Source organism: Trinickia violacea (assembly GCF_005280735.1).
Classification (GTDB): domain Bacteria; phylum Pseudomonadota; class Gammaproteobacteria; order Burkholderiales; family Burkholderiaceae; genus Trinickia_A; species Trinickia_A violacea.
The window spans coordinates 2215399-2241402 of record NZ_CP040077.1; the positions used below are offsets into that span (position 1 = coordinate 2215399).

Here is a 26004-nt window from a genome sequence, read left to right on the forward strand (position 1 = left end):
GCAGGAACCGCTTGCCTTGAACTCACCGCACGATGCTTCTTCTGACAAGCCGCGCGCCGGCGCTTCCGACGTGCGGACATCCGCGCGCGAGCCGCTTGCGCTGAATCCGAAACGCGGCACCGAACTCGACGCGATCTTCGCCGCCGATGGCCTGCTCGCGCAGCGCATCGACGGCTACCGGCCGCGTGCTTCGCAGATCGAAATGGCGCGCGCCGTGGCGGCCGCGATGGAGGCGTCGGGGCGCGCGATGCCTGAGCCGGCGATGTTCGAGGCGCACGCGCGTCCGGCGCGCCGCCTGCAAAAGAGCGGCGAATCGGGCGACCGAGGTGGCACCGATACGGCTGAGATCGCGCGCGAGGTCGCGGAAGACACCGGCGACAACACGCTGATCGTCGAGGCCGGCACCGGCACGGGCAAGACCTATGCGTACCTCGTCCCGGCGATGCTGTGGGGCGGCAAGGTCGTCGTCTCGACCGGCACCAAGCACTTGCAGGATCAGCTGTTCCAGCGTGACATCCCCACCGTGCGCGACGCGCTTGCCGTGCCGGTTACGGTCGCCATGCTGAAGGGGCGCGCGAACTACCTGTGCCATTACTACCTGCAGCGCACGGCCGACAACGGCCGCATGCCGACGCGTCAAGACACCGTCTATCTGCAGGAAATCGTCCGCTTCGCGAAGATCACGCGCACCGGCGACAAGGCGGAACTCGCCAGCGTGCCGGAGACGGCGCCGGTCTGGTCGATGGTCACGTCGACGCGCGACAACTGCTTAGGTCAAGAGTGCCCGCACTACAAGGAATGCTTCGTGATGCAGGCGCGCCGCGAAGCGCAGCAGGCCGATATCGTCGTCGTCAATCACCACCTCTTTTTCGCGGACATCATGTTGCGCGACACGGGGATGGCGGAGCTGCTGCCGTCGGCGAACACGATCGTCTTCGACGAAGCGCACCAGTTGCCCGAGACCGCCACGCTCTTTTTCGGCGAGACGCTGTCGACCGCGCAGATCCTCGAACTCGCCCGCGATTCCGTCGCGGAGGGCTTGAGCCATGCGCGCGACGCCGTCGAGTGGGTGAAGCTCGGCGCCGCGCTGGAGCGGGCGGCGCGCGACGTGCGGCTCGCGTTCAAAGAGGATTCGGTGCGGCTGTCGCTCAGCCAGATGCACGGCGACCATCCGCTCTTCGCCGCGCTCGATGCCTTGGAAACCGAACTGAATGCGCTCGCGGTGGCGCTGGCGGGACAGGCCGAGCGCGCGGAGTCGATCGCCGCTTGCCAGCGGCGCGCGCGCGAACTGCAGGATTTGCTCAAGGGCTGGACGGTGCTGCCGGAGGCGGAGGCGCCGAGCGCCGAATCGGATACGAAGAAAGACTCAGCCGACGATCCGAACGAAAAGGTGCGCTGGATCGAAGTGTTTTCGCACACGGTGCAGTTGCACGAAACGCCGCTGTCGGTCGCACCGATCTTCGCGAAGCAGCGCGCGGGCGTGCCGCGTGCGTGGATTTTCACCTCGGCGACGCTGTCGGTGCGCGGCGACTTCACGCACTACGCCGCACAAATGGGCCTGAGCGCGCGGCGTTCGATGACGCTGCCGAGCCCGTTCGACTACGGCACGCAAGGTCTGCTCTACGTGCCGCGCAACCTGCCGCAGCCATCGTCGCCGATGTTCACCGACGCCGTATTCGACGCTGCGCTGCCGGCGATCGAAGCATCCGGGGGCGGCGTATTCATGCTTTGCACCACGCTGCGGGCCGTCGACCGGATCGCCGCCAAGTTGCGCGACGTGATCGAATCCCGCGGTTGGAAGACGCCTCTGCTCGTGCAGGGCGATGCGAGCCGCACCGAGCTGCTCGACCGCTTCCGCGCCTACGGCAACGCGATCCTGGTGGGCAGCCAGAGCTTCTGGGAAGGCGTGGATGTACGCGGCGACGCGTTGTCGCTCGTCGTGATCGACAAGCTTCCGTTTGCGCCGCCGGACGACCCGGTGCTGTCCGCGCGGCTCGACGCACTGGCGAAGAAGGGCTTGAGCCCGTTTGCAGTCCATCAATTGCCGCAGGCGGTGATTACGCTCAAGCAGGGCGCCGGGCGTCTGATCCGCGCGGAGACCGATCGCGGCGTGCTGATGATCTGCGATACGCGTCTCGTCGATAAACCCTATGGCAAGCGCATCTGGCAGAGTCTCCCGCCGTTCAAGCGAACGCGCGAGATCGACGTCGTGCGGGAGTTCTTCGAGGAGCGCACGGCAGAGGGCGAGTGATCGGGCCAGATAGGCCGGCCCATTTGGGCCGGACCACTCAATCAAGCGCACTGACGCGCGAAAAAGCAGGTCATAAAAAAACCCGGCATCAGCCGTAATGCCGTTCAGTTAAGCGACTGAACGGCATTTTTGTTGGTGGAGCAAACCTGTTGTAAACAGGGCGTGGCGATGTTAACTTTCGTCGCCATGCTGGTTGACGACCTTCCTCTTCTTGTCGATTCACACCCACCGTTCGAATGGGACCGGCTGGGCGAGCATCTGCCGTACGAATGGATCGAGCAGGCAGTTCAGGCCAGCGGCAGTGCCAGCCTGCGCCGTCGTCGTCTGCCAGCGCAGCAGGTGGTGTGGCTGGTGATCGCACTGGCGTTGTACCGGCATCAGTCAATCAGCGAGGTCGTTGACGGGCTGGAACTTGCGCTTCCCGCGCCCGATGCGTCGTTTGTCAGCAAGAGCGCCATCACCCAGGCACGGCAACGCACCGGCGCCGCGCCGCTGGCGTGGCTCTTTCACGAGTCCGCCAGGAACTGGGTTGCCCAGGATCAGGCGCAATACCTCTTCAAGGGATTCTCGCTGTTCGCCATGGACGGCACCACGCTGCGCACGGCCGACAGTGCCGCCAACCGCAGGCACTTCGGGGCATCCGCGGCCGTGCATGACCGGGTGGGCAGCTATCCCCAGTTGCGTGCCGTTACGCTCACCGCCATTCCCACGCATCTGGTACGCGATGTCGAATTCGGCCCTTATGACGTCAACGAGATGATCTCGGCGCGTGAACTCATGCCGCGTGTGCCGGAGAACTCCATTACGGTGTTCGATAAAGGGTTCCTGTCCGCCCAGCTGCTGTGCAGCCTGGTCGCGGGCGGGGAGAACCGGCATTTCATCATTCCGGCCAAGTCCAATACACGCTGGGAGGTGCTCAGTGGTGAGTCCGGCGATCAGATGGTGCGCATGCGCGTGTCGCCGCAGGCGCGAAAGGCGTGTCCGGAGCTGCCCGAGTCCTGGCAGGCCCGTGCCGTGCTCGCCGTCGATGCCGGTGGCCGGCAGCGGGTATTGCTGACTTCCCTGAGCGATCGGCAGCGGTTTAAGGCCGGTGACATCGTGTCCTGCTACGAACGTCGCTGGCAAATCGAGACCAGCTACCGTGAATTGAAGCAATCGATGCTGGGCATGGAGTTGACCCTTCGCAGTCAGACCGTGGAAGGCGTCTACCAGGAGTTCTGGGGCGCTTTGATCGCCTACAACCTGATTCGCCTGGAGATGGCGAAGGCTGCCCTGGAGGCCGGCCGCACACCCGAGGAGCTGAGCTTCATCAGGGCGTTTCACACGATCCAGTACGAAATGACGTGGGCGGCCGTCACGCGCTCGTACGGCAAACTCCCTGCGCTACTCGCGCGCCTGCGCGAGCGCCTCAAGCAGCTTCCCAACGAAAAACGGCCCGGGCGCTCATGCGCTCGGGCCGTCAAGTCCAGACCTTTCCGTTACACCGTCCGGTACCTGAAGCGGGACCTTAACTGAACGGCATTACGGCATCAGCCGGGTTTTTTATGTGCGGGTCGCCGCTATCGGAGCAGTCAGATCACCAGATCTGCCACCACGACTTCGACGCGCCGGAGCGCGAATGCCCCGTGATGTACGGGCTATCGGGGAAGGTGGCGGCGAGCACGCGCTTCGTATCTTCGGCCAGCTGCGGCTCGTTCAATTGCGTGTACGACAGCATCATGATGTGCAGCGCATCTTCGATCGCCGGCGCGTTCTTGTATTCCTTGATCGCGAGCTGGGCACGGTTGATCGCTGCCACGTAAGCGCCGCGGCGATAGTAGTAGTCGGCGGCGTGCACTTCGTGCGACGCGAGCGCGTTCACGATATAGCGCATGCGGGCGGCCGCATCCGGCGCGTACTTGCTGTTCGGGTACTTGTCGACCACGACCTTGAACGCGTCATACGACTCGCGCAGCGACTTCGGATCGCGCTCGCTCATGTCCTGACCGGAGAAGCGGCCGAAGAGACCGAGGTCGTCGTTGAAGTGGATCATCCCCTTCAGATAGTACGCGTAGGCGATATCGGGGTGATCCGGGTGCAGCTGGATGAAACGGTCGATGGCGGTGTCGGCGGCGGCCGTTTCGCTGTCTTTCCAGTTGCAGTAGGCAACGTTGATCTGCGCCTGCTGAGCGAAGTGGCCGAACGGGTCGCGGCCCTCGAGCGCTTCGAAGTACTTCGCGCACTTGCCCCAATCCCCGCCGGTCAAGGCGTCTTGGGCCTCCGAGTATAATTTGTTGTTCGACCAGGTCGCCGTCTCATCGGTCTTTTGCGGCAGGCCGTGGCAAGCTGCCACGAGCGCAACGACTGCGCCCAGTGCCAAATAGGTGCTAGCGGGTTTGATTGCGCGCTTTGCCGCATGGGCGGCCGCGCCGAGGGCCGATTTGATGATGGTGTTCAGGGCTCGCATTTCCTAGCAATAAGTCTCAGTGACCCAGTCTAAATGACCCGCTCAAGTGCTTCAGGCGCCAATTCGCGAAACAAATCCGGCCCCAAAGATCGCGACAAAGATTATAGCCCAAGCGCCGCCCCCGCCGACGCGCCGGCAGGGGAACCCCTAAATGATGATTTTTCGGCCGACACGTCCGGGTCCCTAGCCGCGTCCGGGGATGACGCACCCGTCGCCGCGGGGCGCCATGCCGGCGACACCGCACCGCGAGTCGCGCATGTCCCTCCCGAGCTCTCCGGCGAGCGGCTCGACAAGGTGCTCGCGAAGGTGTTTCCCGAGTTCTCGCGCAGCCGCTTGCAAAGCTGGATCGAAGCGGAGCGCGTGCTTGTCGACGGGGTGCCCGCGAAAGTGCGCCAGCCGGTGCCGCTCGGCGCGACCATCGAACTGACGCCCGATTTGCTGCCCGAGCAGCTCGCGTTCGCGCCCGAGCCTGTGCCGCTCGACATCGTCTACGAAGACGACACGCTCGTCGTCATCAACAAGCCCGCGGGGCTCGTCGTGCATCCGGCTGCGGGCAACTGGAGCGGCACGATCCTCAACGGCCTCTTGCATCGCTACGGCGACGCGGCGGCCGGCCTGCCGCGCGCGGGCATCGTGCACCGGCTCGACAAGGAGACCTCGGGACTCATGGTCGTCGCGCGCACGCTCGAAGCACAGACCGATCTCGTGCGCCAGTTGCAGGCGCGCACGGTCAAGCGCCGCTATCTCGCGCTCGTGTGGGGCAACATGCCGTCCGAAGGCACGATCGACGCGCCGATCGGCCGCGATCCCCGCGAACGCACGCGGATGGCCGTCGTGACCGGCGCTTCGGGCAAGCGGGCGCGGACGCATTTTCGTACGGTCGACGAAACAATTTGGGAGCGCCAGCCTGTGTCGGCGATTCATTGCGATCTGGAGACCGGCCGCACGCATCAGATCCGTGTGCACTGTGCGCACATCGGCCACCCGCTGCTCGGGGACCCCGTCTATGGACGCGCGCGCGGCAAGCGTTCGGTGACGCCGCTGCCGGGCGGCTTCGCGCGCCAGGCGCTGCACGCATGGCGGCTTGGCCTGATCCATCCGCAGACCGGACGCCCGATGCAATGGCGTGCCGACCCGCCCGAGGACATGGTCGCGCTGGCTGAGGCGCTGGGCCTCGGCGGCGGCGAGCCCGAACTCGACGACGACTATGATGTCTACGACGACGAGTTCGACGGCGCGGGCGAAGGCTACGAATCGTCCTACGACGAAGACGAGAACGAATAAGTCTCACGACGCGTCGGCGCTCATCAAGCCCGCCGCCGACAACGATAACGAGGATCGATCCGCATGACCTTGCCGAACCTGACGTTCGCTGACTGCCTGCAACCCGAATGGCGCGTGTCGCCGCGCGTGCGCGCGCTCGTGACGACGCGCAACGGCGGCGTGAGCGAACCGCCTTACGGCCGCTGGACTGCGGGAGCCGATCAGGCTGGCGGCTTGAACCTCGGCCTGCACACGGGTGACGACCCGGTCGCGGTCGTCGCCAATCGCGCGCGCTTGCTGTCGCTTGCCGACACGCGCGCCGCGTGGCTCGAACAAGTCCATGGCAACGAAGTCGTGCTCGCCGACGACGTGATCGCCGCTGCCGCAAACGGTGCGGCGCCGACCCGCGCCGATGCCAGCGTCACCGCGACACCCGGCGTGGCGTGCCTCGTGATGGTCGCGGATTGCATGCCGGTGCTGCTGTGCGATGAAGCGGGGCGCGCCGTTGGCGCCGCGCACGCGGGATGGCGCGGGCTTGCCGCCGGCATCATCGAGAGGACGGCACAGCGCGTGGCGGACCTGGCCGGCACGCATCTCGAAAACGTCTGTGCTTATCTCGGGCCTGCCATCGGTCCCGACACATTCGAAGTCGGAGCAGACGTGCGTGACGCCTTCATGACCGAGGCCCGCGCCGACGAGCGCGATCTCGTCGCTCGAGCGTTCGTCGATCATCCGTCGACGCCCGGCAAGTCCCTCGCCGATCTCTATGCGCTAGCCCGCGTGCGACTCGCGCGCCTCGGCATCGCGCGGATCGACGGCGGCGGCGCATGTACGGTGACCGAGCGCGAACGTTTCTATTCCTATCGCCGCGACCGCGTGACCGGCCGCATGGCCGGAATGATCTGGCTAGCCGACTGAGAACGATTTCGTGGTGCCAAATGTTTGTGCGCTATGCAAAATGCATCGCCGCCGCATAACGCCGCAGACGCTTGAAATCGGGCAATAGTCTGACAGTCGCCAGCGTTTTTTGCTGCGACGCGCCGCGCCAAATCATGCCTATGCGGCGTTGCTTCGGTTGTCGCAATTGCCGGCAGCAGCGACCGGCGAATCAAGCGCGAGCCACGCCTGGATTGCCTCATTGGCTAAACCGTGAGGACCACGACGGACACGCCGCAAAACAAGGCAAGAACGCATCAATCGACATGGGGAAAACGATAATTAAAAAACTATCGCACTGCGGCAAAATCGGAATGAAGCATTGACACGCCTTGCGGCGGGGAGCAAGAATGACCCCTCGCCAGGGCGAGCGTGTCGTAGGTTGCGAGAATTCGCCCGCGTGCGCGAACGCCCGCCTCTCAATCAGTCTTCCGAGACTCACAGGTCAAAAGCGGGTATGACTGCATCAAAAAATTCTTCGACTTCCTCTCACCCGGGGACTTCGTCGGGTAGCGCGCCGCAGCAAGCCGGAGCAGGCGCCGCCGACATGCAGCAAATGTTTGACGCCTGGATGAACAACTGGCGTTCGCTCGCGAATCCCGCAAACTGGCAGCAAGCCGGCCAACAGGCGGCAGCTCAGATGAGCGCCGTGGGCAACGGCGGGTCGTTTCCGTTCTCGGTGCCGCAGATGCCGTCGATGCCCTCGATCCCAGGGATGCCGAATTTCGGTCCTGCGGCCTTCGGTCAGGCGGCATCGCAAGCGCTCGCTGGCCTGAAAGTTCCCACCGCAGCCGTTCCTCCGGCCCGTCTGCAGCAATTGCAGGCGGACTACTCGCGCGATTGTCTCGAACTCCTCAAGCAAGCCAGCGGCGCAAGCAGCACGGTGCCTGAGTTGAAGGACCGGCGCTTCAGCGCGGACGCGTGGAGGTCCACGCCGGCTTATGCGTACACCGCGGCGTGGTACCTGCTCAATGCGCGCTATCTGCAGGAACTGGCCGACGCGATCGAGACCGATCCGAAAACGCGCGAACGCATCCGCTTCGCCGTTCAGCAATGGACGGCAGCCGCGGCCCCCAGCAATTTCTTTGCGCTGAATCCCGAGGCGCAGAAAACCTTGCTCGAGAGCCAAGGCGAGAGCTTGCGGCAGGGCGTGCTGAACCTGCTCGCCGATTTGCAGCGCGGAAAGATTTCGCAGAGCGACGAAACGCGCTTCATCGTCGGCAAGAATTTGGCGACGACCGAAGGCGCTGTCGTCTTCGAAAACGATTTGATCCAGTTGATTCAGTACAAGCCGCGCACGGGGACCGTCTTCGAGCGGCCGCTTCTGATCGTGCCGCCTTGCATCAACAAGTACTACATCCTCGATCTGCAGCCCGAAAGTTCGCTCGTGGCGTATGCCCTGGAAAGCGGGCATCCGGTGTATTTGATTTCGTGGCGCAATGCCGACGCATCGATCGCCGGCAAGACGTGGGACGACTACATGGAAGACGGCGTGCTTGCCGCCATCGACGTCGTCAAGCGAGTGAGCGGGCGCGAGCAGATCAACACGCTCGGCTTTTGCGTCGGCGGCACGATGCTCGCGACGGCGCTCGCGGTGCTGGCCTCGCGCGGCGAGCATCCGGCGGCGTCGATGACGCTCCTGACCGCGATGCTCGACTTCTCCGATACCGGCGTGCTCGACGTCTTCGTCGACGAGCCGCACGTGCAGATGCGCGAGCAGACCATCGGGGGCAAGAATGGCACGCCTCCCGGCTTGATGCGCGGTGTCGAATTCGCCAATACGTTTTCGTTCCTGCGTCCGAACGACCTAGTGTGGAACTACGTCGTCGACAACTATCTAAAGGGCCGCACGCCTGCGCCGTTCGATCTGCTGTTCTGGAACAGCGACTCGACGAATCTGCCGGGGCCGATGTATGCGTGGTACCTGCGGCATACGTATCTGGAGAATCGCCTGCGCGAGCCCGGTGCGTTGACCGTCTGCGGTGAAGCCGTCGATCTGTCGCGCATCGACGTGCCGACCTTCATCTACGGTTCACGCGAGGACCATATCGTGCCGTGGCAAACGGCCTATGCGTCGGCGCCGCTGCTCACCGGGCCCCTGCGCTTCGTGCTGGGCGCGTCGGGGCATATCGCGGGCGTTATCAATCCGCCCGTCAAGAACAAGCGTAGCTACTGGGTGGTCGAAGACTTAGAGAAGACGCTGCCGGAAGATCCCGACGACTGGTTTGGCGAAGCGACCGAAAAGCCGGGCAGTTGGTGGCCGGAATGGACCAGTTGGCTCGATCAATACGGCGGCAAGAAGGTGAAGCCGCCGGCGCAGCTCGGTTCCGCGGAGTATCCCGTGGTCGAGGCGGCGCCGGGGCGCTATGTGCAGCAGCGCGACTGAACTCGCAGCCGGCAGAAAAGCGCCGTCGGCCGGCCCCCGGAAGCATGGTTTCGGAGCGCCGGCCTCCAACGAGTCGCGCAGAATGGGTTTTTAACTGTACGAGTTGCGGCGCCATGCGCCGCTTTGCTCGGAGGACTTGGAAATGACTGACGTAGTGATCGTATCGGCCGCCCGTACCGGGGTTGGCAAATTCGGCGGTTCTCTCGCCAAGATCGCGGCGCCCGAACTCGGCGCAACGGTGATCCGCGCGGTGCTCGAGCGTTCGGGCATCAAGCCTGAGCAAGTGAGCGAAGTCATCATGGGGCAGGTGCTGGCGGCCGGTTCCGGTCAGAACCCGGCGCGCCAGTCGCTGATCAAGGCCGGGCTGCCGAGCGCGGTGCCGGGCATGACGATCAACAAGGTGTGCGGCTCGGGCCTAAAGGCCGTGATGCTGGCCGCCAACGCGATCATCGCGGGCGATGCGGACATCGTCCTCGCCGGCGGTCAGGAAAACATGAGCGCGGCGCCGCACGTGCTGCTCGGTTCGCGCGACGGCTTCCGCATGGGCGACGCGAAACTGACCGACACGATGATCGTCGACGGCCTGTGGGACGTCTACAACCAGTACCACATGGGCATCACCGCGGAAAACGTCGCCAAGGAATACGGCATCACGCGCGAAGACCAGGACAAGTTCGCGGCGCTGTCGCAGAACAAGGCGGAAGCCGCGCAGAAGGCCGGGCGTTTCGACGACGAAATCGTGCCGGTCGAGATTCCGCAGAGGAAAGGCGAGCCGCTGCGCTTCGCCACCGACGAATTCGTGCGCCATGGCGTGACGGCCGAATCGCTCGCGGGCCTGAAGCCCGCGTTCACGAAGGAAGGCACGGTGACGGCGGCTAACGCGTCGGGCCTCAACGATGGCGCTGCGGCGGTTGTCGTGATGTCGGCGAAGAAGGCCGAGGCGCTGGGCCTCACGCCACTCGCGCGCATCAAGGCGTACGCGAGCGCGGGCGTCGATCCGAAGGTGATGGGCATGGGCCCGGTGCCGGCGTCCAAGCGCTGTCTCGAGCGCGCGGGCTGGTCGGCCTCGGATCTCGACCTGATGGAGATCAATGAGGCGTTCGCGGCACAGGCGCTCGCCGTGCACAAGCAAATGGGCTGGGATACGTCGAAGGTCAACGTAAATGGCGGTGCGATCGCGATCGGCCACCCGATCGGCGCGTCCGGCTGCCGGATTCTCGTCACGCTGCTGCATGAAATGCAAAAGCGCGACGCCAAGCGCGGTCTCGCGTCGCTGTGCATCGGCGGCGGGATGGGCGTGGCGCTCGCAGTGGAACGCGCCTGATTCTTCGGGCCGCTGCGCCCGGCGCCGGCAGGCGCAACGGGCGCGGGTTCAGGCAGGGCAGACTAGGTGGGGCAAGGAGCGGCCCCTAGCCGCTTCCGATAACGATAATGGAGTGTGATTCATGACTCAGCGTATTGCGTACGTAACTGGCGGCATGGGCGGCATCGGTACGAGCATCAGCCAGCGCCTGCACAAACAGGGCTTCAAGGTCGTCGTGGGCTGCGGCCCGAATTCGCCGCGCCGGGTGAAGTGGCTCGAACAGCAGAAGGCGCTGGGCTATGACTTCATCGCGTCGGAAGGCAACGTCGGCGATTGGGAGTCGACCAAGCTGGCGTTCGACAAGGTAAAATCCGAAGTCGGCGAAGTCGACGTGCTGGTCAACAATGCGGGCATCACGCGCGACGTCGTGTTCCGCAAGATGACGCACGAAGACTGGACGGCCGTGATCGACACGAACCTGACGAGCCTCTTCAACGTGACGAAGCAGGTGATCGACGGGATGGTCGAGCGCGGGTTTGGCCGCGTCATCAACATTTCGTCGGTGAACGGCCAGAAGGGCCAGTTCGGTCAGACCAATTATTCGACCGCCAAGGCCGGCATCCACGGCTTCACGATGGCGCTCGCGCAGGAAGTGGCGACCAAGGGCGTGACGGTCAATACGGTGTCGCCGGGCTATATCGGCACGGATATGGTCAAGTCCATCCGCCCGGATGTTCTGGAAAAGATCGTCGCGACGATTCCGGTGCGCCGTCTGGGCTCGCCGGACGAAATCGCGTCGATCGTGGCGTGGCTCGCTTCGGACGAATCGGGGTTCTCGACGGGCGCCGATTTCTCGCTGAACGGCGGGTTGCATATGGGCTGATTCGTGTTGCGCCGCCCGGTTTTTCCGGGTGACGCAGCCGCGTCAGAGGGTTAGGGGGCGCTTGGCCGGTCGCGAGCGCCGCCACTGCGCTTCGTTTGCGCTCAAAGGCGTTACATGTCCACCACTACAAAGAAAACAGCCGAACGACTGATCAAGAAATATCCGAACCGTCGGCTCTATGACACTGAGACGAGCACCTACATCACGTTGAGCGACGTGAAGCAGCTTGTGCTCGAGCAGGAGGACTTCAAGGTCATCGATGCGAAGAGCAACGAGGACCTGACGCGCAGCATCCTGTTGCAGATCATTCTCGAAGAGGAGAGCGGCGGCGTGCCGATGTTCTCCTCTTCGATGCTGTCGCAAATCATCCGTTTCTACGGCCATGCGATGCAGGGAATGATGGGGACGTACCTGGAAAAGAACATCCAGGCGTTCATCGAGATCCAGAACAAGCTCGCCGATCAGTCGAAGAACCTGTATGAAGGCAATGCGCTGAACCCGGAAGTGTGGTCTCAGTTCATGAACATGCAGGCGCCGATGATGCAGGGCATGATGACGAGCTACATCGAGCAGTCGAAGAACATGTTCGTGCAGATGCAGGAGCAGATGCAGAACCAGGCGAAGAATATGTTCAGCACGTTCCCGTTCAAGCCGAATCCGGAGCCGGAGAAGAAGTAACGGCTTTTGAGGCGATTGGCGAAAGAGCCGGCCTGATGGCCGGCTCTTGTTTTGTGCGCACGGTAGGGCGCACTCACTCAACGATGCGGCGTGGATCCGACAAGCGTAAGCGCATCAAGCCGGTCGGTCTTTGCACGCCGCCTGTGACGCTGTACCCGAATCTTGCTCGCCGGTATCAGGCTGATGCATACGATCGCCAATGGACAGATGCAGTGTTCTCGCGGAGCCCATCGGTCCACCGCCGATCAATTCTACGATCTAGCAATATAAGCACTACTTCACATATCGATCTCCCTCGCCACCTTCGGCAAAACGGACGGCGTGTGCGCACCGGTTTGGACGGTCAGTCGTGCCAACTTCACGGTTCGGTGATCCGGAAGCCCACCTTTGCAATTCACGAATAGCTGTCCGGCCACGTCTGCGCGAAAGTTACCCCACCCGGGTCAAAAAGGGGCGGCATAGCCCTGTCGCACAGAGATAAACGTGGAGATCGTATGGAAGTCAAGTCCAATGAGCCGCTCGCAACGGGCGAATCAGGCGTTACCGCGCGCGGCAACAAGGCCAGCAACCGCATCTGGATAGTGGTGTTCGTGTTCGCGTTCCTCGGCATGATGGTCGATGGCGCGGACCTCATGGTGCTGTCCTACACCCTGTCGAGCCTGAAGGAGGAGTTCGGTCTCACCCACGTCGAAGCCGGGATGTTCGGCACCATCACGATGGCCGGCATGGCCATCGGCGGGATCTATGGCGGCTGGGCGGCCGACCGCTTCGGTCGGGTGCGTACCGTCGTCGGCACCATCCTCGTGTTTTCGGTCGGCACCGCCATACTTGGCCTGACACAGAACTTCTGGCAGTTCGCCATTGTCCGTTTCATTGCATCGATGGGCCTCGGCGCCGAATATGTGGTCTGCAATACGTTGATGGCCGAGTATGCGCCTACTAAGCGACGCACGACGATCCTCGGCACGCTGCAGGCGTCGTACTCGGTTGGCTATATCATGGCGACGCTCTTGGCGGGCGCCATCCTGCCGGCGTACGGGTGGCGCTGGCTCTACTACATCGCCATCGTACCCGTGGTGCTGGCCGTGCTGACGTACCGCTACGTGCCGGAGCCTGCAAGCTGGCTGGCGGCAAAGGCGAAGGGCTTGGCCGGCAAGTCGGTACAAACCGCCAAAGAGAGTGCCTGGAGGCGGATCGGCTCCAATCCCGGCGCACGTCGCATGTTCCTGCTCTGGTCAATCACCGCGTGCGCACTGCAGTTCGGCCACTTCGGCGTGAATACTTGGATGCCGACCTATCTCGAAAAAGAGCTTCAGATGAAGTTCAGTTCGATGACGGGCTACATGGTCGGCGCCTACACGGCGATGATTCTGGGCAAGATCGCGGCCGGCTGGCTTGCCGATCGCTTCGGCCGGCGCGTGGTCTTTTCGCTGGGTGCGCTGGGTGCGGCAGTGTTCCTGCCAGTCCTCGTGTTGCACCACACGCCGGGCAACATCGTCTACCTAATGACGATCTTCGGCTTCCTTTATGGCATTCCGTACGGCGTGAATGCCACTTACATGACCGAGAGCTTTGAAACGCACATTCGTGGCACTGCGGTGGGCGGCGCGTATAACGTGGGTCGCATCGGCGCTGCCGTGGCGCCGGCGGCGATCGGATTCCTCGCCACGAACGGCTCCATCGGCGCGGGGTTCCTCATGATGGGCTGTGCGTATTTCGTGTGCGGGTTGATCCCGGCGCTCTGTATCAAGGAAAAACTGTACGATCCGCTGGAATGACGCATGACAGAAATCACCCGCTGTGGCGGGAGTGGAAAGTCGTGCGGGCGCTCGAAAATTAGGACTGTCAGGATCCTCATGTTTGAGGCGAGGCAGTCATTCAGATGGATGTCCGAATATTTCTATATTTACATAGGATAACGAACTGATATCGTTGTCTTCTATTGATGAGCGGCACGGCATAAATCGGCCGCGATGTTAGGTCGGGTCAGCATACATGGCCTATTCGCAATTGCCAAAGCCCATATTTTGTAATCGAAAATAGCGCATAGCGTGCTTTGTCGATACTCTTTCAGCAGTTTCATGACGAGCAGATTTGACAATTAGCAGTATGGAATACTAAACATATCGGACTTAACCCATTCATCTTTAAGTTGTTTCGCCTATCTGCATAACGGGCAGGCTGCCCCAGTACCACAATGACATATTCAACCATTGACTCTCTATCGGGATTGCCCACTCCTTCTCCGCGCACCGGCGCCTTGAGTCACCTGCGCGTGCTTGATCTCTCGCGCGTGCTGGCCGGGCCTTGGTGCACTCAGAACTTAGCGGATATGGGCGCCGATGTAATCAAGATCGAAAAGCCTGGTGAAGGCGACGATACCCGCCGTTGGGGGCCGCCGTTCCTGCTTGACCAAGATGGCGTCGCTACCCAGCAGGGCGGCTATTTCACGGCTGCAAATCGCAACAAGCGCTCGGTCACTGTGGACATTGCCACGCCCGCGGGTCAAGAACTGATCCGCGAGCTGGCACAGAAGAGTGATGTGGTGGTGGAAAACTTCAAGACGGAGGGGCTTAAGCGCTACGGGCTAGACTACGACAGCTTGAGCACGCTCAACCCGCGCTTGATCTACTGCTCGGTCACGGGTTTCGGTCACACCGGCCCCTATGCGGCGCGTCCTGGCTATGACCTGCTGATTCAGGCCATGAGCGGCCTGATGAGTATCACCGGCCATGCCGACGCCGAACCCGGTGGCGGCCCGATGAGGGCGGGCGTGGCGGTAATCGACCTATTCAGCGGCATGTACGCAACTACCGCGATCCTTGGTGCGCTGGAGGCGCGCCACTTTACTGGCCGTGGCCAGCATATCGATATTGCCCTGCTCGACGTCGCTATGGCAGTGCTTGCCAACCAGGGCGCGGGATTTCTGAACGCCAATGACGTGCCCCAGCGCCTAGGCAATGCCCACCCCAGTGTGGTGCCCTTTCAGGATTTCCCCACGGCCGATGGCAACATGGTGCTGGCTATCGGCAACGACGCGCAGTTCGCGCGCTTTTGTGACGCCGCCGGCGTGGATTGGGCGCGCGACGAGCGCTATGCCTCCAACAGCGGTCGCGTCAACAACCGCAAAGCGCTGATCGCGATGCTCATCGAACTCACACGTACTCGGTCGACCGCAGATTGGATCGCGCTACTCGAAGCCAGCGCCGTACCGTGCGGACCGATCAACAACATCGCTCAAGCCTATTCCGATCCGCATGTGCAATCCCGCGGCCTACGAATTCAACAGGAGCGCTATCCCGGAGCACAGCTGCCTGCCGGCCACGTCAATCGGGTAGTGACGGCCGCCAGCCCGCTGCGCTTGTCGGAGACTCCGACCACGCTGCGCTACGCCCCGCCGGCGCTCGGCCAGCACACCGAGGAGGTGCTGGGCGACTATCTCAAGCTCGATTCGCAGCAACTCGAAACCTTGCGCGCCAAGGGCGTGATCTAACTGCTAGCGGTGAAGGCATGTCATCACTGCCTTTCAAAGATGGGGTGGAAAACGAAAAACACAGAGAACGGCACGCGCGACAGTGAACCAAGGCGATGAGGTCCCGCCATGCCAGAGCGAACGATTCCATTCAATTGAAATGAGGCTTTGATGCGACAAGCAGTGATCTGTGAACCGGTACGCACGCCGGTCGGCCGCTACGGCGGCGTATATCGCGATCTTCAGGCGGGCGAACTCGCCGAGACGGTGCTCCGGGAACTGGTGCGGCGCACGTCGCTCGACCCGGCGCAGATTGATGATGTGATCTTCGGCCAGTGCTATCCGAACGGCGAGGCGCCTGCGATCGGCCGCGTCGCGAGCCTGAACGCGGGGCTCGGCATCCGCGTGCCGGGGCTGCAGCTCGACCGTCGCTGCGGATCGGGCCTGCGGGCGGTGATCGACGCGTCGATGCGAGTGCAGACAGGCGTGGCGGATCTGGTGATCGCGGGCGGTGCGGAGAGCATGAGCCAGGCCGAGCACTATGTGCTCGGCGCGCGTTGGGGCGGGCTGCGCGGTGATTCTTCCGCGCTGTGGGACCGGATCGCGCGCGGGCGCATCACGTCGGGCGGCCGTCATCACCCGCTCGAGGGCGGGATGCTGGAGACGGCGGAGAACCTGCGCCGCGAATACGGAATCACGCGCGAGGCGCAGGACCAACTGGCGTATCAGTCGCATATGCGCGCGGTGGCCGCACAGAAGAAAGGGCTCTTCAAGGAAGAGATCGTGCCGGTGCAGGTGAAAACGAAGGGCGGCGAGCAGCAGATCGACACGGACGAGCATCCGCGCGCGGACGTGACGATGGAAAGCCTCGCCGAACTGCGTCCGGTGCGTCAGAAGGTTGACGCGGAGTCGACGGTGACGGCGGGCAACGCGAGCGGCCAGAACGATGGCGCGGCGGCGTGCATCGTGACGACGCCGGAGAGGGCTGCGGAACTGGGTCTGCGCCCTCTCGGGCGCCTGGTGACGTGGGGTGTCGCAGGCGTGGAGCCGGAACGGATGGGGATCGGGCCGGTGCCGGCGACGGAGATCGCGCTGCGCCGAGCGGGCCTCGTGCTGAAAGACATCGACCTGATCGAGCTGAACGAGGCGTTCGCGGCCCAGGTGCTCGCGTGCACGACGGCGATGGGTTTCGAGGCAAGCGATTTCGAGCGCCTCAACGTAAACGGCTCGGGCATCTCGCTCGGGCATCCGGTCGGTGCGACGGGCGTGCGGATACTCGCAACGATGCTGCGCGAGCTGGACCGCCGCGGCGCGCGCTACGGTCTCGAGACGATGTGCATCGGCGGCGGCCAGGGGCTCGCGGCGGTGTTCGAACGCGTCGCCTGACGCTTGGGAGGTCCGGTCGTGTACACGCTCCTGAACGGGATGCGCGTCGTCGAATGCGCATCGTTCATCGCCGCTCCGTCCTGCGCACTGCATCTGCTGCAACTCGGTGCGGACGTGATCCGCATCGATCCGGTCGGCGGCGGCCCGGACTTCCGGCGCTGGCCGGTGTCCGGCGACGGACGCAGCTTCTACTGGGAAGGGCTGAACAAGGGGAAGAGGTCGATCGCGATCGACCTATCCCGGCCCGAGGGCCGCGCGCTCGCGGTCGACATCATTACCGCACAGGGCGACGGCGCGGGCCTCTTCGTCACCAACTTCCCGAAGCGTGGCTTTTTGTCCCACAACGCGTTGCGCGAGCGACGTCCGGATCTGATTACGGTTCGCGTGATGGGCTGGAACGACGGTTCGCAGGCGCTCGACTACACGGTGAACGCGGCGCTCGGGGTACCGTACATGACCGGCTCGGACGCGAACGGCGACGCACCCGTGAACCACGTGCTGCCCGCGTGGGACCTGCTGACCGGCTCTTACGCGGCGTTCGCGCTTCTCGCGGCCGAGCGGTTTCGCCGCCAGACCGGCCAGGGGCAGGAGGTGCTGGTGCCGCTGTCGGACGTCGCGCTCGCGTCGGTCGGCCACATGGGCCAGATCGCCGAGGTGCTGACGGGCGGCGACCGGCCTCGGCAGGGCAACGACCTGTTCGGCGCGTTCGGTCGTGATTTCACGACCGCCGACGGTCGTCGCGTGATGGTCGTCGCGGTCACTGCGCGGCAGTGGTCCGGCCTCGTGAAGGCACTTGGGCTCGGCGCCGAGATCGCCGGGATCGAGGCGTCGTACGGCGTGTCGTTCGCGCAGGACGAGGGCGTTCGCTTCACGCATCGCGACGCGCTGTTTCCGCTGTTCGAGCGCGCGATCGCCGCGTGCGCGCTGGCCGACCTGCAAGAAGCGTTCGACGCGAATGCGGTGTGCTGGTCGCAGTACAGGACGTTGCACGCGGCGCTGCGCGAGGATCCGCATTTCTCGACCGATCGCGATCTGTTCACGGCGCTCGATCATCCGAGCGGATATCGCTACCCGGCGCCCGGCGCGATGGCGAGTTTCGGCGGCGCTGCGCGGCAGCCGGTCGAGCGCGCGCCGCGTCTCGGCGAGCACACGGACGAGGTGCTTGCCGAGGTACTGGCGCTGTCGTCGGCGCGCATCGGCGAGTTGCACGACGCCGGCCTCGTCGCCGGCCCCGAGAAACGATAGTCAACCACCATGCGGTGCCATGCCGACCGCGACTCGAACATCATGTCTACTGACGCACAATTCATCGAACACGCCCAGGGCCTCACGCCTGCGGTGAGCACCTATGTGGCGGCTGCATCGGCCGCCGTGGCCCGGCTCTGCAAGGTCGACGGACGCGCTGATGCCGCCCTGGTGGACCGGCATCAGCGCGCGGTCCACGGACTCGCGTGGATGGCGACGACGGCCGAGGCGATCGTCCGGGCCGCGCAATGGTGCGTGAACCTCGCGGATCGGGGCGTTCTCGCTCGCGCCGACTCGCTCGCGGTGCGCATTGGCGTGGCCGAATATCTTAACCAGCTGACGAGCGGCATCCCGATGTCGCAGAGCGAGATCTTTCGACCTCGCGAGCTCGGCATGGAGGCGGAGGCTGCGAAGCTCGCGGGCCACGCGAGCGTGCGTTGGTTCGTCGCGCATGGCGCCGGGTCGGATGTGCGCGCCGAGCTTGTCGCCGCGTACCGCCATGGCATGGTGGTCTCCGAAACGATCTTCGACGAGGATCTGGACGCGATCCGCGAGCAGTTCCGCCGCTTCACCGAAAACGAGATCGTGCCGTACGCGCATGGCTGGCACCTGGCCGACGAGCTGATTCCTGATGCGGTGGTCGCGCAGCTCGCGAACCTAGGGACATTCGGCGTTTGTATCGATCCCGAATATGGCGGGATGGGGCTGGGCAAGCTCGCGATGTGCATCGTGACCGAGGAGCTGAGCCGCGGCTGGATTGCGGCGGGCTCGCTTGGCACGCGCTCGGAAATCGCCGGCGAGCTGATCTCGAGCGCCGGCACGCCGGAGCAGAAGGTGCAATGGCTGCCGCGCATCGCGTCCGGCGAGGTGCTGCCGACTGCCGTGTTCACCGAGCCGGACACGGGCTCGGATCTCGCATCGCTGCGGACGCGCGCGACACAGGGCGAGCAGGGCTGGCGCATCGACGGCAACAAGACATGGATCACACATGCGTCGCGCAGCGACCTGATGACGGTGCTCGCGCGTTCGGAGCCGAACGTTGCCGGTCACGCCGGTCTCAGCATGTTCCTCGCGCCGAAGCCGCGCGGTCGTGACAGCGAGCCGTTCCCGGCGGACGGCATGACGGGCGGCGAGATCCATGTGCTGGGCTATCGCGGGATGAGGGAGTACGAAATCGGCTTTGACGGCTTCCTGGTGCCCGCCGACGGGCTACTCGGCGGTGAGCGTGGCCAGGGATTCCGTCAACTGATGCAGACCTTCGAGGGTGCGCGCATTCAGACGGCCGCGCGCGCGGTCGGCGTCGCATGGCGCGCGTTCGAGCTCGCGTGGCGCTACGCAGGGGATCGCAAGCAGTTTCGCCGGCCGATCGTCGAATTCCCGCGCGTCGGCGACAAGCTCGCGATGATGATCGCCGAGACCGCGATTGCGCGGCAGCTCACGTATTTCGCGGCAGCCGAGAAGGACAAGGGCCGTCGCTGCGACATCGAGGCGGGGATGGCGAAGCTGCTGGCCGCACGCGTCGCGTGGAGCAACGCCGACGCGGGCGTGCAGATCCACGGCGGTAACGGCTACGCGATGGAGTTCGAGATGAGCCGGATCCTGTGCGACGCGCGGATCCTGAACATCTTCGAGGGTGCGGCGGAGATTCAGGCGCAGGTGATCGGCCGGGGCCTGCTCGCTCGGGAAGAACGACGATCGACTATCACAGCCTGAAGAACTGGCCGTTTACTAACATCGAGCGGCGTTACACGCATCGTGAAGGAGATTCAATTGAAAGTTCTGGTACCGCTAAAGCGCGCCGTCGACGCGAACGCTCACGGGCGGCGACATGCCGCCCGAGCAACGATAACAGGGCATACACGATGATTCGCGACCAGGAAACGATGAGCGTCCTGCTCGACAACGTCGCTCGCTTCGTGCGCGAGCGTCTCGTGCCGAACGAGGAGCGCGTGGCGGAAGCCGATGAGGTTCCAGCCGATATCGTCGACGACATGAAGGCGATGGGCCTCTTCGGCCTGACCATCCCGGAGCAATATGGGGGGCTCGATCTCACCATGGAAGAAGAAGTCCTCGTGATGTTCGAGCTCGGCAAGACCTCACCCGCGTTTCGCTCGGTCATCGGCACGACGGTCGGCATCGGCTCGCAGGGCATTGTGATCGACGGCACCGCGGAGCAGAAGGCGAAGTGGCTACCGAAGCTCGCGAGTGGCGAGATCATTGCGAGCTTTGCGCTCACGGAACCGGGCGCGGGCTCGGACGCGGTTTCGATCAAAACGCGGGCGGAACGCCGCGGCGACCACTATATCGTGAACGGCACAAAGCGCTTCATCACGAATGCGCCGCAGGCCGGCATGTTCACGCTCATGGCGCGCACCAATCCCGACGTGCCGCGCGCGGGCGGCATCACCTCGTTCATCGTCGACGCGAAGACGCCCGGCATCAGCTTTGGCAAGCGCGACAAAAAGATGGGCCAGCGCGGCGCGCATACCTGCGACGTCATCTTCGAGGACGTGCTGGTGCCGGCTCGGAATATCATCGGCGGCAAGGAGGGCGTGGGCTTCAAGACGGCGATGAAAGTGCTCGACAAGGGGCGCATCCATATCGCGGCGATCTGCGTGGGCGCGGCGCAGCGCATGCTCGACGACGCGCTGCGCTATGCGATGGAGCGCGAGCAGTTCGGCGAGAAGATCGCCGAATTCCAGCTCGTGCAGGCCATGCTCGCCGACAGCCAGACCGAGCTCTATGCGGCGCGCTGCATGGTGCTCGACGCGGCGCGCCGCCGCGACGAAGGCAGGAACGTAAGCACCGAGGCCGCATGCGCGAAGCTGTTCGCGTCGGAGATGTGCGGCCGCGTGGCGGACCGCGCGGTGCAGATCTTGGGCGGGGCAGGCTATATGTCCGAGTACGGAATCGAGCGCTTCTATCGAGACGTGCGCGTTTTCCGCATCTACGAAGGCACGAGCCAGATCCAGCAGATCGTCATCGCGCGCAACATGATTCGCGCGGCGGGCGGGCGTTAAGGTCGAAGGGCGGCGCGCATGTTGCGCGCCGCTTGGCGACTTTCGTGTTATTCGAGCTGGCCGATGCCGTCGGCCACGAGCAGGTCGACGAGCTTGCATGCGAAGAGCGGCAGCGCGTCGCGGTCGATCAGGCAGATCTGCAGCTTGCGCACGGCCCACTCGTCGGTGAGCGGCACGACTTTGAGCGACATGGTTTGCGCATGGCGGCGCGCCGTACCCTCGGGCAGCACGCCGATGCCGATGTTCGCCTCGATCATGCGGCACGCGGCCTCGAAATTGCCGATCTGGATGCGCCACCGTATCGTGCGCTGCAGATCCGAAGAGGCGCGCTTCAGAAACGAGAAAATCGCGCTTTCATCGGGCGGCCCGATGAAGTCGTAGTCGAGCGTATCGGCAAAGGCGATTTCGCTCGCCTGTGCGAGCGGATGGCTGAGCGCGGTGGCGAGCACGAGCCGGTCGCGCCGGTATGGCAGCACCTGCAGGCCCTCGGTGCGCACATTGCCGGCCGCGATGCCGATGTCGATCGTGCCATCCTGAACCGCACGCACGATGTCGGGCGATAGACGCTCGTGAATGTCCACGTAGACGTCGGGATGGCTGATGAGATAGGTGCGCAAGACGGCGGGCAGGAACTCGCTCATTGCCGTGGTGTTCGCAAACACGCGCACATGGCCTTTTACGCCCTGCGTGTACTCCTGCAGGTCGCCGCTCAACTGCTCCAGCTGCTTGAGCACGCGCCGCGCGTGCACGAGCAGCGTCTCCCCAGGCCCGGTGAGCGTCACGCCCTGGCTCGTGCGGCTCAAGAGCTTCACGCCCACCTGTTCCTCGAGATTCTTGATCCGCGTGCTCGCCGCGGGCAGCGAAAGGTGCGCGCGTTCCGCGCCGCGCGTGAGACTGCTCGCCTCGGCTACGTGAGTGAAGAGCTTCAGGTCGACGAGATCGAAATGCATGGGTTGGCCTGCCTGTCTCCTTTGTTGGCTGCTCGCGTCCTTGCCTAATCGACGGGACGTGCAGCTGAGCATTATTGTGCTGCAGCGCCAGGCGCGCCATCGGCGATAGTACGAGTTAATCCTGGCCGAAGCAGACGTTCTGCATATCTAAATTGTGCAACCTTTGCCGATGCGTCATGCTGCAACTCGAACGGCGCGACCTGCCACACGACGATTCAAATTGAATGAGCGCCCGGCGTAACGCGGGCTGAAGGAGCGAGAACGGTGACGACGCAACGAATGCTGGACGGCAAGGTGGTGGTGGTGACGGGATCGGGCGGCGGCATTGGCCGCGACATCGCCCTGATGATGGCGCGCCACGGCGCGAAGGTCGTGGTGAACGACGTGGGCGCTTCGCTCTCCGGCGAGGGGCACAACGGCGGTCCCGCGCAGGCCGTGGCGAACGAGATCGAGGCGTTAGACGGCCTGGCCATCGCCAGCACCGACAGCGTGGCCGACCCGGTAGGCGCCGCGCGCATTGTGCAGATCGCGCTGGATGTGTTCGGCCGCGTCGATTGCGTGGTGAACAACGCGGGCATCCTGCGCGACCGCTTTTTCCACAAGATGAGCGAGGAGGAGTGGGACGCCGTGCTGAAGGTCCACCTCTACGGCTCGTACTATGTTTCCCGGGCCGCAGCCGATCACTTCAAGGAGCAGCGCAGCGGCGCGTTCGTGCATATGACGTCCGCCTCCGGCCTGATCGGTAATCTCGCGCAGGCGAACTACAGCGCGGCGAAGCTCGGCATCGCGGGCCTCTCGAAATCGATTGCGCTCGACCTGGAAAAATTCGGTGTCCGTTCGAACTGTATCGCGCCGTTCGCGTGGAGCCGCATGATCAACTCGATCAAGATCGATTCTCCGGAACAGGAAGCCCGCGTTGCGAAGATCAAACAGATGACGCCCGCGAAGATCGCGCCGCTCGCGGTCTATCTCGCAAGCGAGCAGGCTGCGGGCGTGACGGGCCAGATCTTCGCGGTACGCAACAACGAAATCTTTCTGATGAGCCAGCCGCGCCCGGTGCGTTCGGTGCACCGCGGCGAGGGCTGGACGCCGGAGACGATCGCCGAGCATGCGATGCCGGCGTTGCGCAATTCGTTCCACACGCTCGACGTGTCCGCCGACGTATTCAGCTGGGAACCGGTGTGATGAATCGTCATATTGCTGAGCATCGGCCTTATTCAGCGAGATGAGAGTGGATTTTCGGATGTCGACGCAATGCGGCGAGAGATTGCCGATCGACATCATCGCAGCGCTGAAGATTTGAGCGATCGACAGCTGGAAACGGATCTCGCCATCGAAAAGATCGCGACGGCTTTCGCCCCGGATGCCCAATACACCGAATGGGAGATATCCAAAGGTTCTGGCGTTGAGCCCCATGATGGCTTCCTTGCACCGGGTGCAGCTTGGGCTATGCCTGGTTTATCTTTCCAAGAAAAAGATCACTATGGGTGATCTTTTTTCTTCCTGATCAAACCACAGCGACTTGGCGGAAGTTTGCGGAAAGTGTATTTTGTTCACTATGGGTGATCAAAATGCAGGAAAATTAAACCTGCTGTTGGCCGAACTGGGCGACACGAGCCTGGTGTCGAGTCGCTGGCTGCGGGTTCATGGCTACTCCAACAGCCTGGTCGCACGCTATGTGCGCAGCGGCTGGCTGGTGTCGCCGACGCGCGGAGTCTACATGCGCAAGGGTGGGCGCCTGCAGTGGGAGGGCGTGGTTCGCAGTCTACAAGTCGGCGAGGGCATGCCGCTGCACGTGGGAGGCCGCTTTGCACTAAGCCTGCAGGGGCACGAGCACTACCTGCGTCTGGGCGATGCCGGCACGATCACCTTGTATGGGGTAGAGCGGCCACCAGCTTGGCTTTACAAGCTGCCCTTGGCGCAGCGCGTCGAGTATCTGGGCAAGGGGCCGTTCGATTGGCCGCCGGCATCGTTCACGGTGGAGGTGTCCGCGATGGCGCTGTCCGAACAGGGGCTGGCGTGGTACCAGGCTGCCCCCGGCGCCGATACCTTAGTTTGTTCCACGCCGGAACGGGCCGTGCTGGAGCTCTGCGATGACGTCTCGAACGCTGCCTTGATTTACGAGGTGGATGCACTGATGCAGGCCATGACCACGCTGCGGCCGCAGCGGGTCGGCCTGTTGCTGCGCCATTGCCACAGCATCAAGGCCAAACGGCTGTTCCTGGCGCTGGCCGAGCGCCATCGGCATGCCTGGCTGTCGCACGTGCCGTTAGATGGCGTCAATCTAGGGCGGGGGAAGCGCGCGCTGGTGCCTGGCGGCCGCTTGCATCCGACCTACCAGATCACCTTGCCGGGAGACCTCGATGAACACCTGGCTTGATCATTGGGATCGGCGCTACACCGACCGGGTACGGCTGCTGGTTGAAATTCTGCCAGTCCTGGCGCAAGAGCCTCGCTTCGCGCTCAAAGGCGGCACGGCGATCAACTTGTTCGAGCACGACCTGCCCCGGTTGTCGGTGGATATTGATCTGGCTTGGTTGCCGGTGCATGACTATGCCGAGGATGCAAGGCTCATTGCTGAAGCGCTTGGGCGGCTGGCTGATGCGCTGAGTGCCCGGCCTTTGCAACTTCAGGTGCAATTATCGGCAGGCGAGGGCGCGAGCGTTACGCGGCTGGTGGCCAGTCGTGGTCGTGCGCGCGTGCAGATCGAGACGACGCCGGTGATGCGCGGCACGGTTCATCCCGCGCGGAACATGGTGGTGTGCCCGAGGGTCGAGGAGGCGTTCGGCTTCGCCTCTGCACGGGTATTGGACTTCGCCGACCTCTATGCCGGCAAGCTGGCTGCTGCATTGTCGAGACAGCATCCGCGCGATCTTTTCGATGTCGGCTTGTTGTTGGAAGACGAGCGGGCGGATCAGGTGCTCTGGCGGACTTTTCTCGTCTACCTGACTTGCAGCCCCAAGCCTGCGTGGGAAATGCTGGCGCCCCGTGTGCCTGCGGATTTCGCCGCGACCTTCGAGGCGCACTTCAGGGGTATGACGGCTGAACCTGTCGAATCCCAAGTCCTGCTGGACATCCATGAGCGCCTATTGTCTCGGGTGGCCGGGTGGCTGGATGAGCCGTCGTGCGCGTTCCTGCGATCCATAGAGGATGAGCGGCCGGACTTCGATCTGATCGGATTTCCGCATGCGGCTGAATTGCCGGCCGTTCGGCACAAGCTGCAAAACCTGGCCCGGCGTACCGACGCGAAGCGTGCGGCGGATCGGGGTCTGCTGGAAGAAACGCTGGCGCGGATTGCCGGCGCCAGATCATTAAGTTGAGACCGAAACGATGCGACCACTTAAACCAAATGAACCAGGCTGATCACGAGTGTTGACGACGATGCAGGCGCAGCGCCGGTAGAAATTGATAAAGTTCGGACATCAAAGGCGAGCTATGCCTTTCATGAAGTCGGATTGGCTTTGCCTTCGCGTACGAGGTGGCCTAACAACAGGCGAGCGAGTTTTAGCTCATTCATGCCGTTGACGCTGGTCGACTTCGTGCCGCCAGCATCGGTGTAAACAGTCATTAGGCCGTCAACGACATGAAATTCGGCGACATAGATTTGGTCGCCTAGGGACAGTTCAACGATTCGGCTCATGTGCCGTGCTCCTGTTTTGAGGGATGGATACCTCCAATATTGTCGGCGAAATGTGATTCGATTTTCTTGGGTCCAGGGTGCGGTATCGCATAGGGGGCTGCGGGATCTCGTCCCATTGGGTAGGTCGGCCTCGGCGCATGGCCGC

The 26004-nt window shown here is 63.7% G+C and carries 21 protein-coding genes and 1 pseudogene; 19 read left to right on the top strand and 3 right to left on the bottom strand.

Features of this window, described 5'->3' with window-relative positions; genetic code table 11:
• Nucleotides 1-16: 16 nt before the first annotated feature.
• A complete protein-coding gene (gene yoaA / locus FAZ95_RS10050; protein WP_437437723.1) occupies nt 17-2251 on the top strand; it encodes a DNA repair helicase YoaA in 2235 nt (744 codons plus the stop codon).
• A 186-nt stretch (nt 2252-2437) separates the two neighbouring features.
• A complete protein-coding gene (locus tag FAZ95_RS10055) occupies nt 2438-3766 on the top strand; it encodes an IS4 family transposase (protein ID WP_175425684.1) in 1329 nt (442 codons plus the stop codon).
• Between the two features lie 61 nt (nt 3767-3827).
• Here FAZ95_RS10055 and FAZ95_RS10060 read toward each other — a convergent pair whose 3' ends face one another.
• On the bottom strand, nt 3828-4697 hold the full coding sequence (locus FAZ95_RS10060) for an outer membrane protein assembly factor BamD (protein WP_137332315.1): 870 nt from the start codon (nt 4695-4697) through the stop codon (nt 3828-3830).
• A gap of 33 nt (nt 4698-4730) precedes the next feature.
• Here FAZ95_RS10060 and FAZ95_RS10065 point away from each other — a divergent pair, with 33 nt between their 5' ends.
• The 13 genes and pseudogenes from FAZ95_RS10065 (at nt 4731) to FAZ95_RS10125 (ending at nt 21269) form a co-directional block, all read left to right on the top strand.
• Nucleotides 4731-5981, top strand: a complete 1251-nt coding sequence (locus FAZ95_RS10065) for an RluA family pseudouridine synthase (RefSeq protein WP_137332316.1) — start codon at nt 4731-4733, stop codon at nt 5979-5981.
• A 63-nt stretch (nt 5982-6044) separates the two neighbouring features.
• The gene (gene pgeF, locus FAZ95_RS10070) at nt 6045-6878 is read left to right on the top strand and encodes a peptidoglycan editing factor PgeF (RefSeq protein WP_137332317.1); all 834 of its coding nucleotides are present in this window, start codon (nt 6045-6047) and stop codon (nt 6876-6878) included.
• A 475-nt stretch (nt 6879-7353) separates the two neighbouring features.
• Nucleotides 7354-9282, top strand: coding sequence for a class I poly(R)-hydroxyalkanoic acid synthase (gene phaC, locus FAZ95_RS10075; protein WP_137332318.1), 1929 nt, complete (start codon nt 7354-7356; stop codon nt 9280-9282).
• A 142-nt stretch (nt 9283-9424) separates the two neighbouring features.
• A complete protein-coding gene (locus FAZ95_RS10080) occupies nt 9425-10606 on the top strand; it encodes an acetyl-CoA C-acetyltransferase (protein ID WP_137332319.1) in 1182 nt (393 codons plus the stop codon).
• Between the two features lie 121 nt (nt 10607-10727).
• Entirely contained in the window at nt 10728-11468 is a 741-nt protein-coding gene (locus FAZ95_RS10085; RefSeq protein WP_137332320.1) for a 3-ketoacyl-ACP reductase, read from the top strand.
• Between the two features lie 114 nt (nt 11469-11582).
• On the top strand, nt 11583-12146 hold the full coding sequence (phaR, locus tag FAZ95_RS10090) for a polyhydroxyalkanoate synthesis repressor PhaR (RefSeq protein ID WP_137332321.1): 564 nt from the start codon (nt 11583-11585) through the stop codon (nt 12144-12146).
• Nucleotides 12147-12293: 147 nt separating this feature from the next.
• Nucleotides 12294-12416 (top strand): annotated as a pseudogene (locus FAZ95_RS10095) (IS6 family transposase); the annotation flags it as partial.
• A gap of 224 nt (nt 12417-12640) precedes the next feature.
• The gene (locus FAZ95_RS10100; RefSeq protein ID WP_137332322.1) at nt 12641-13924 is read left to right on the top strand and encodes an MFS transporter; all 1284 of its coding nucleotides are present in this window, start codon (nt 12641-12643) and stop codon (nt 13922-13924) included.
• A 419-nt stretch (nt 13925-14343) separates the two neighbouring features.
• Nucleotides 14344-15639, top strand: coding sequence for a CaiB/BaiF CoA transferase family protein (locus FAZ95_RS10105; protein ID WP_137332323.1), 1296 nt, complete (start codon nt 14344-14346; stop codon nt 15637-15639).
• Nucleotides 15640-15789: 150 nt separating this feature from the next.
• Nucleotides 15790-17004: an acetyl-CoA C-acetyltransferase gene (locus FAZ95_RS10110; RefSeq protein ID WP_137332324.1), complete on the top strand. Its 1215-nt coding sequence runs from the start codon at nt 15790-15792 to the stop codon at nt 17002-17004.
• 18 nt (nt 17005-17022) lie between these two features.
• Nucleotides 17023-18249 carry a CoA transferase gene (locus FAZ95_RS10115; protein WP_137332325.1) on the top strand — a complete coding sequence of 409 codons (1227 nt, stop codon included), beginning with the start codon at nt 17023-17025 and terminating at the stop codon, nt 18247-18249.
• Between the two features lie 42 nt (nt 18250-18291).
• Nucleotides 18292-19962: an acyl-CoA dehydrogenase family protein gene (locus tag FAZ95_RS10120; RefSeq protein WP_137332326.1), complete on the top strand. Its 1671-nt coding sequence runs from the start codon at nt 18292-18294 to the stop codon at nt 19960-19962.
• Between the two features lie 149 nt (nt 19963-20111).
• Nucleotides 20112-21269: an acyl-CoA dehydrogenase family protein gene (locus FAZ95_RS10125; protein ID WP_137332327.1), complete on the top strand. Its 1158-nt coding sequence runs from the start codon at nt 20112-20114 to the stop codon at nt 21267-21269.
• A 47-nt stretch (nt 21270-21316) separates the two neighbouring features.
• On the opposite strand, the gene FAZ95_RS10130 is transcribed toward FAZ95_RS10125, so the two are convergent.
• The gene (locus tag FAZ95_RS10130; protein ID WP_137332328.1) at nt 21317-22219 is read right to left on the bottom strand and encodes a LysR family transcriptional regulator; all 903 of its coding nucleotides are present in this window, start codon (nt 22217-22219) and stop codon (nt 21317-21319) included.
• A 279-nt stretch (nt 22220-22498) separates the two neighbouring features.
• On the opposite strand from FAZ95_RS10130, the gene FAZ95_RS10135 reads away from it, so the two are divergent.
• From FAZ95_RS10135 to FAZ95_RS10150, 4 genes are all read left to right on the top strand, one after another.
• Nucleotides 22499-23404: an SDR family NAD(P)-dependent oxidoreductase gene (locus FAZ95_RS10135; RefSeq protein WP_137334495.1), complete on the top strand. Its 906-nt coding sequence runs from the start codon at nt 22499-22501 to the stop codon at nt 23402-23404.
• Nucleotides 23405-23416: 12 nt separating this feature from the next.
• Entirely contained in the window at nt 23417-23710 is a 294-nt protein-coding gene (locus FAZ95_RS10140; protein ID WP_254699867.1) for a hypothetical protein, read from the top strand.
• A 67-nt stretch (nt 23711-23777) separates the two neighbouring features.
• Nucleotides 23778-24599 carry a type IV toxin-antitoxin system AbiEi family antitoxin domain-containing protein gene (locus FAZ95_RS10145; RefSeq protein ID WP_137334496.1) on the top strand — a complete coding sequence of 274 codons (822 nt, stop codon included), beginning with the start codon at nt 23778-23780 and terminating at the stop codon, nt 24597-24599.
• Entirely contained in the window at nt 24583-25539 is a 957-nt protein-coding gene (locus tag FAZ95_RS10150; RefSeq protein ID WP_137332329.1) for a nucleotidyl transferase AbiEii/AbiGii toxin family protein, read from the top strand. The genes FAZ95_RS10145 and FAZ95_RS10150 overlap by 17 nt, the downstream gene beginning before the upstream one ends.
• 122 nt (nt 25540-25661) lie before the next feature.
• Here FAZ95_RS10150 and FAZ95_RS10155 read toward each other — a convergent pair whose 3' ends face one another.
• On the bottom strand, nt 25662-25859 hold the full coding sequence (locus FAZ95_RS10155; protein WP_137332330.1) for a hypothetical protein: 198 nt from the start codon (nt 25857-25859) through the stop codon (nt 25662-25664).
• Nucleotides 25860-26004: the final 145 nt, after the last annotated feature.

What these genes read in the sequence shown, in the direction of transcription:
- FAZ95_RS10055 (WP_175425684.1), top strand. Translation starts at nt 2,438, where the DNA reads ATGCTGGTTGACGACCTTCCTCTTCTTGTCGATTCACACCCACCGTTC.
- FAZ95_RS10060 (WP_137332315.1), bottom strand. Translation starts at nt 4,697, where the DNA reads ATGCGAGCCCTGAACACCATCATCAAATCGGCCCTCGGCGCGGCCGCC.
- FAZ95_RS10065 (WP_137332316.1), top strand. Translation starts at nt 4,731, where the DNA reads ATGACCCGCTCAAGTGCTTCAGGCGCCAATTCGCGAAACAAATCCGGC.
- pgeF (WP_137332317.1), top strand. Translation starts at nt 6,045, where the DNA reads ATGACCTTGCCGAACCTGACGTTCGCTGACTGCCTGCAACCCGAATGG.
- phaC (WP_137332318.1), top strand. Translation starts at nt 7,354, where the DNA reads ATGACTGCATCAAAAAATTCTTCGACTTCCTCTCACCCGGGGACTTCG.
- FAZ95_RS10080 (WP_137332319.1), top strand. Translation starts at nt 9,425, where the DNA reads ATGACTGACGTAGTGATCGTATCGGCCGCCCGTACCGGGGTTGGCAAA.
- FAZ95_RS10085 (WP_137332320.1), top strand. Translation starts at nt 10,728, where the DNA reads ATGACTCAGCGTATTGCGTACGTAACTGGCGGCATGGGCGGCATCGGT.
- phaR (WP_137332321.1), top strand. Translation starts at nt 11,583, where the DNA reads ATGTCCACCACTACAAAGAAAACAGCCGAACGACTGATCAAGAAATAT.
- FAZ95_RS10100 (WP_137332322.1), top strand. Translation starts at nt 12,641, where the DNA reads ATGGAAGTCAAGTCCAATGAGCCGCTCGCAACGGGCGAATCAGGCGTT.
- FAZ95_RS10105 (WP_137332323.1), top strand. Translation starts at nt 14,344, where the DNA reads ATGACATATTCAACCATTGACTCTCTATCGGGATTGCCCACTCCTTCT.
- FAZ95_RS10110 (WP_137332324.1), top strand. Translation starts at nt 15,790, where the DNA reads ATGCGACAAGCAGTGATCTGTGAACCGGTACGCACGCCGGTCGGCCGC.
- FAZ95_RS10120 (WP_137332326.1), top strand. Translation starts at nt 18,292, where the DNA reads ATGTCTACTGACGCACAATTCATCGAACACGCCCAGGGCCTCACGCCT.
- FAZ95_RS10125 (WP_137332327.1), top strand. Translation starts at nt 20,112, where the DNA reads ATGATTCGCGACCAGGAAACGATGAGCGTCCTGCTCGACAACGTCGCT.
- FAZ95_RS10130 (WP_137332328.1), bottom strand. Translation starts at nt 22,219, where the DNA reads ATGCATTTCGATCTCGTCGACCTGAAGCTCTTCACTCACGTAGCCGAG.
- FAZ95_RS10135 (WP_137334495.1), top strand. Translation starts at nt 22,499, where the DNA reads ATGCTGGACGGCAAGGTGGTGGTGGTGACGGGATCGGGCGGCGGCATT.
- FAZ95_RS10145 (WP_137334496.1), top strand. Translation starts at nt 23,778, where the DNA reads ATGGGTGATCAAAATGCAGGAAAATTAAACCTGCTGTTGGCCGAACTG.
- FAZ95_RS10150 (WP_137332329.1), top strand. Translation starts at nt 24,583, where the DNA reads ATGAACACCTGGCTTGATCATTGGGATCGGCGCTACACCGACCGGGTA.
- FAZ95_RS10155 (WP_137332330.1), bottom strand. Translation starts at nt 25,859, where the DNA reads ATGAGCCGAATCGTTGAACTGTCCCTAGGCGACCAAATCTATGTCGCC.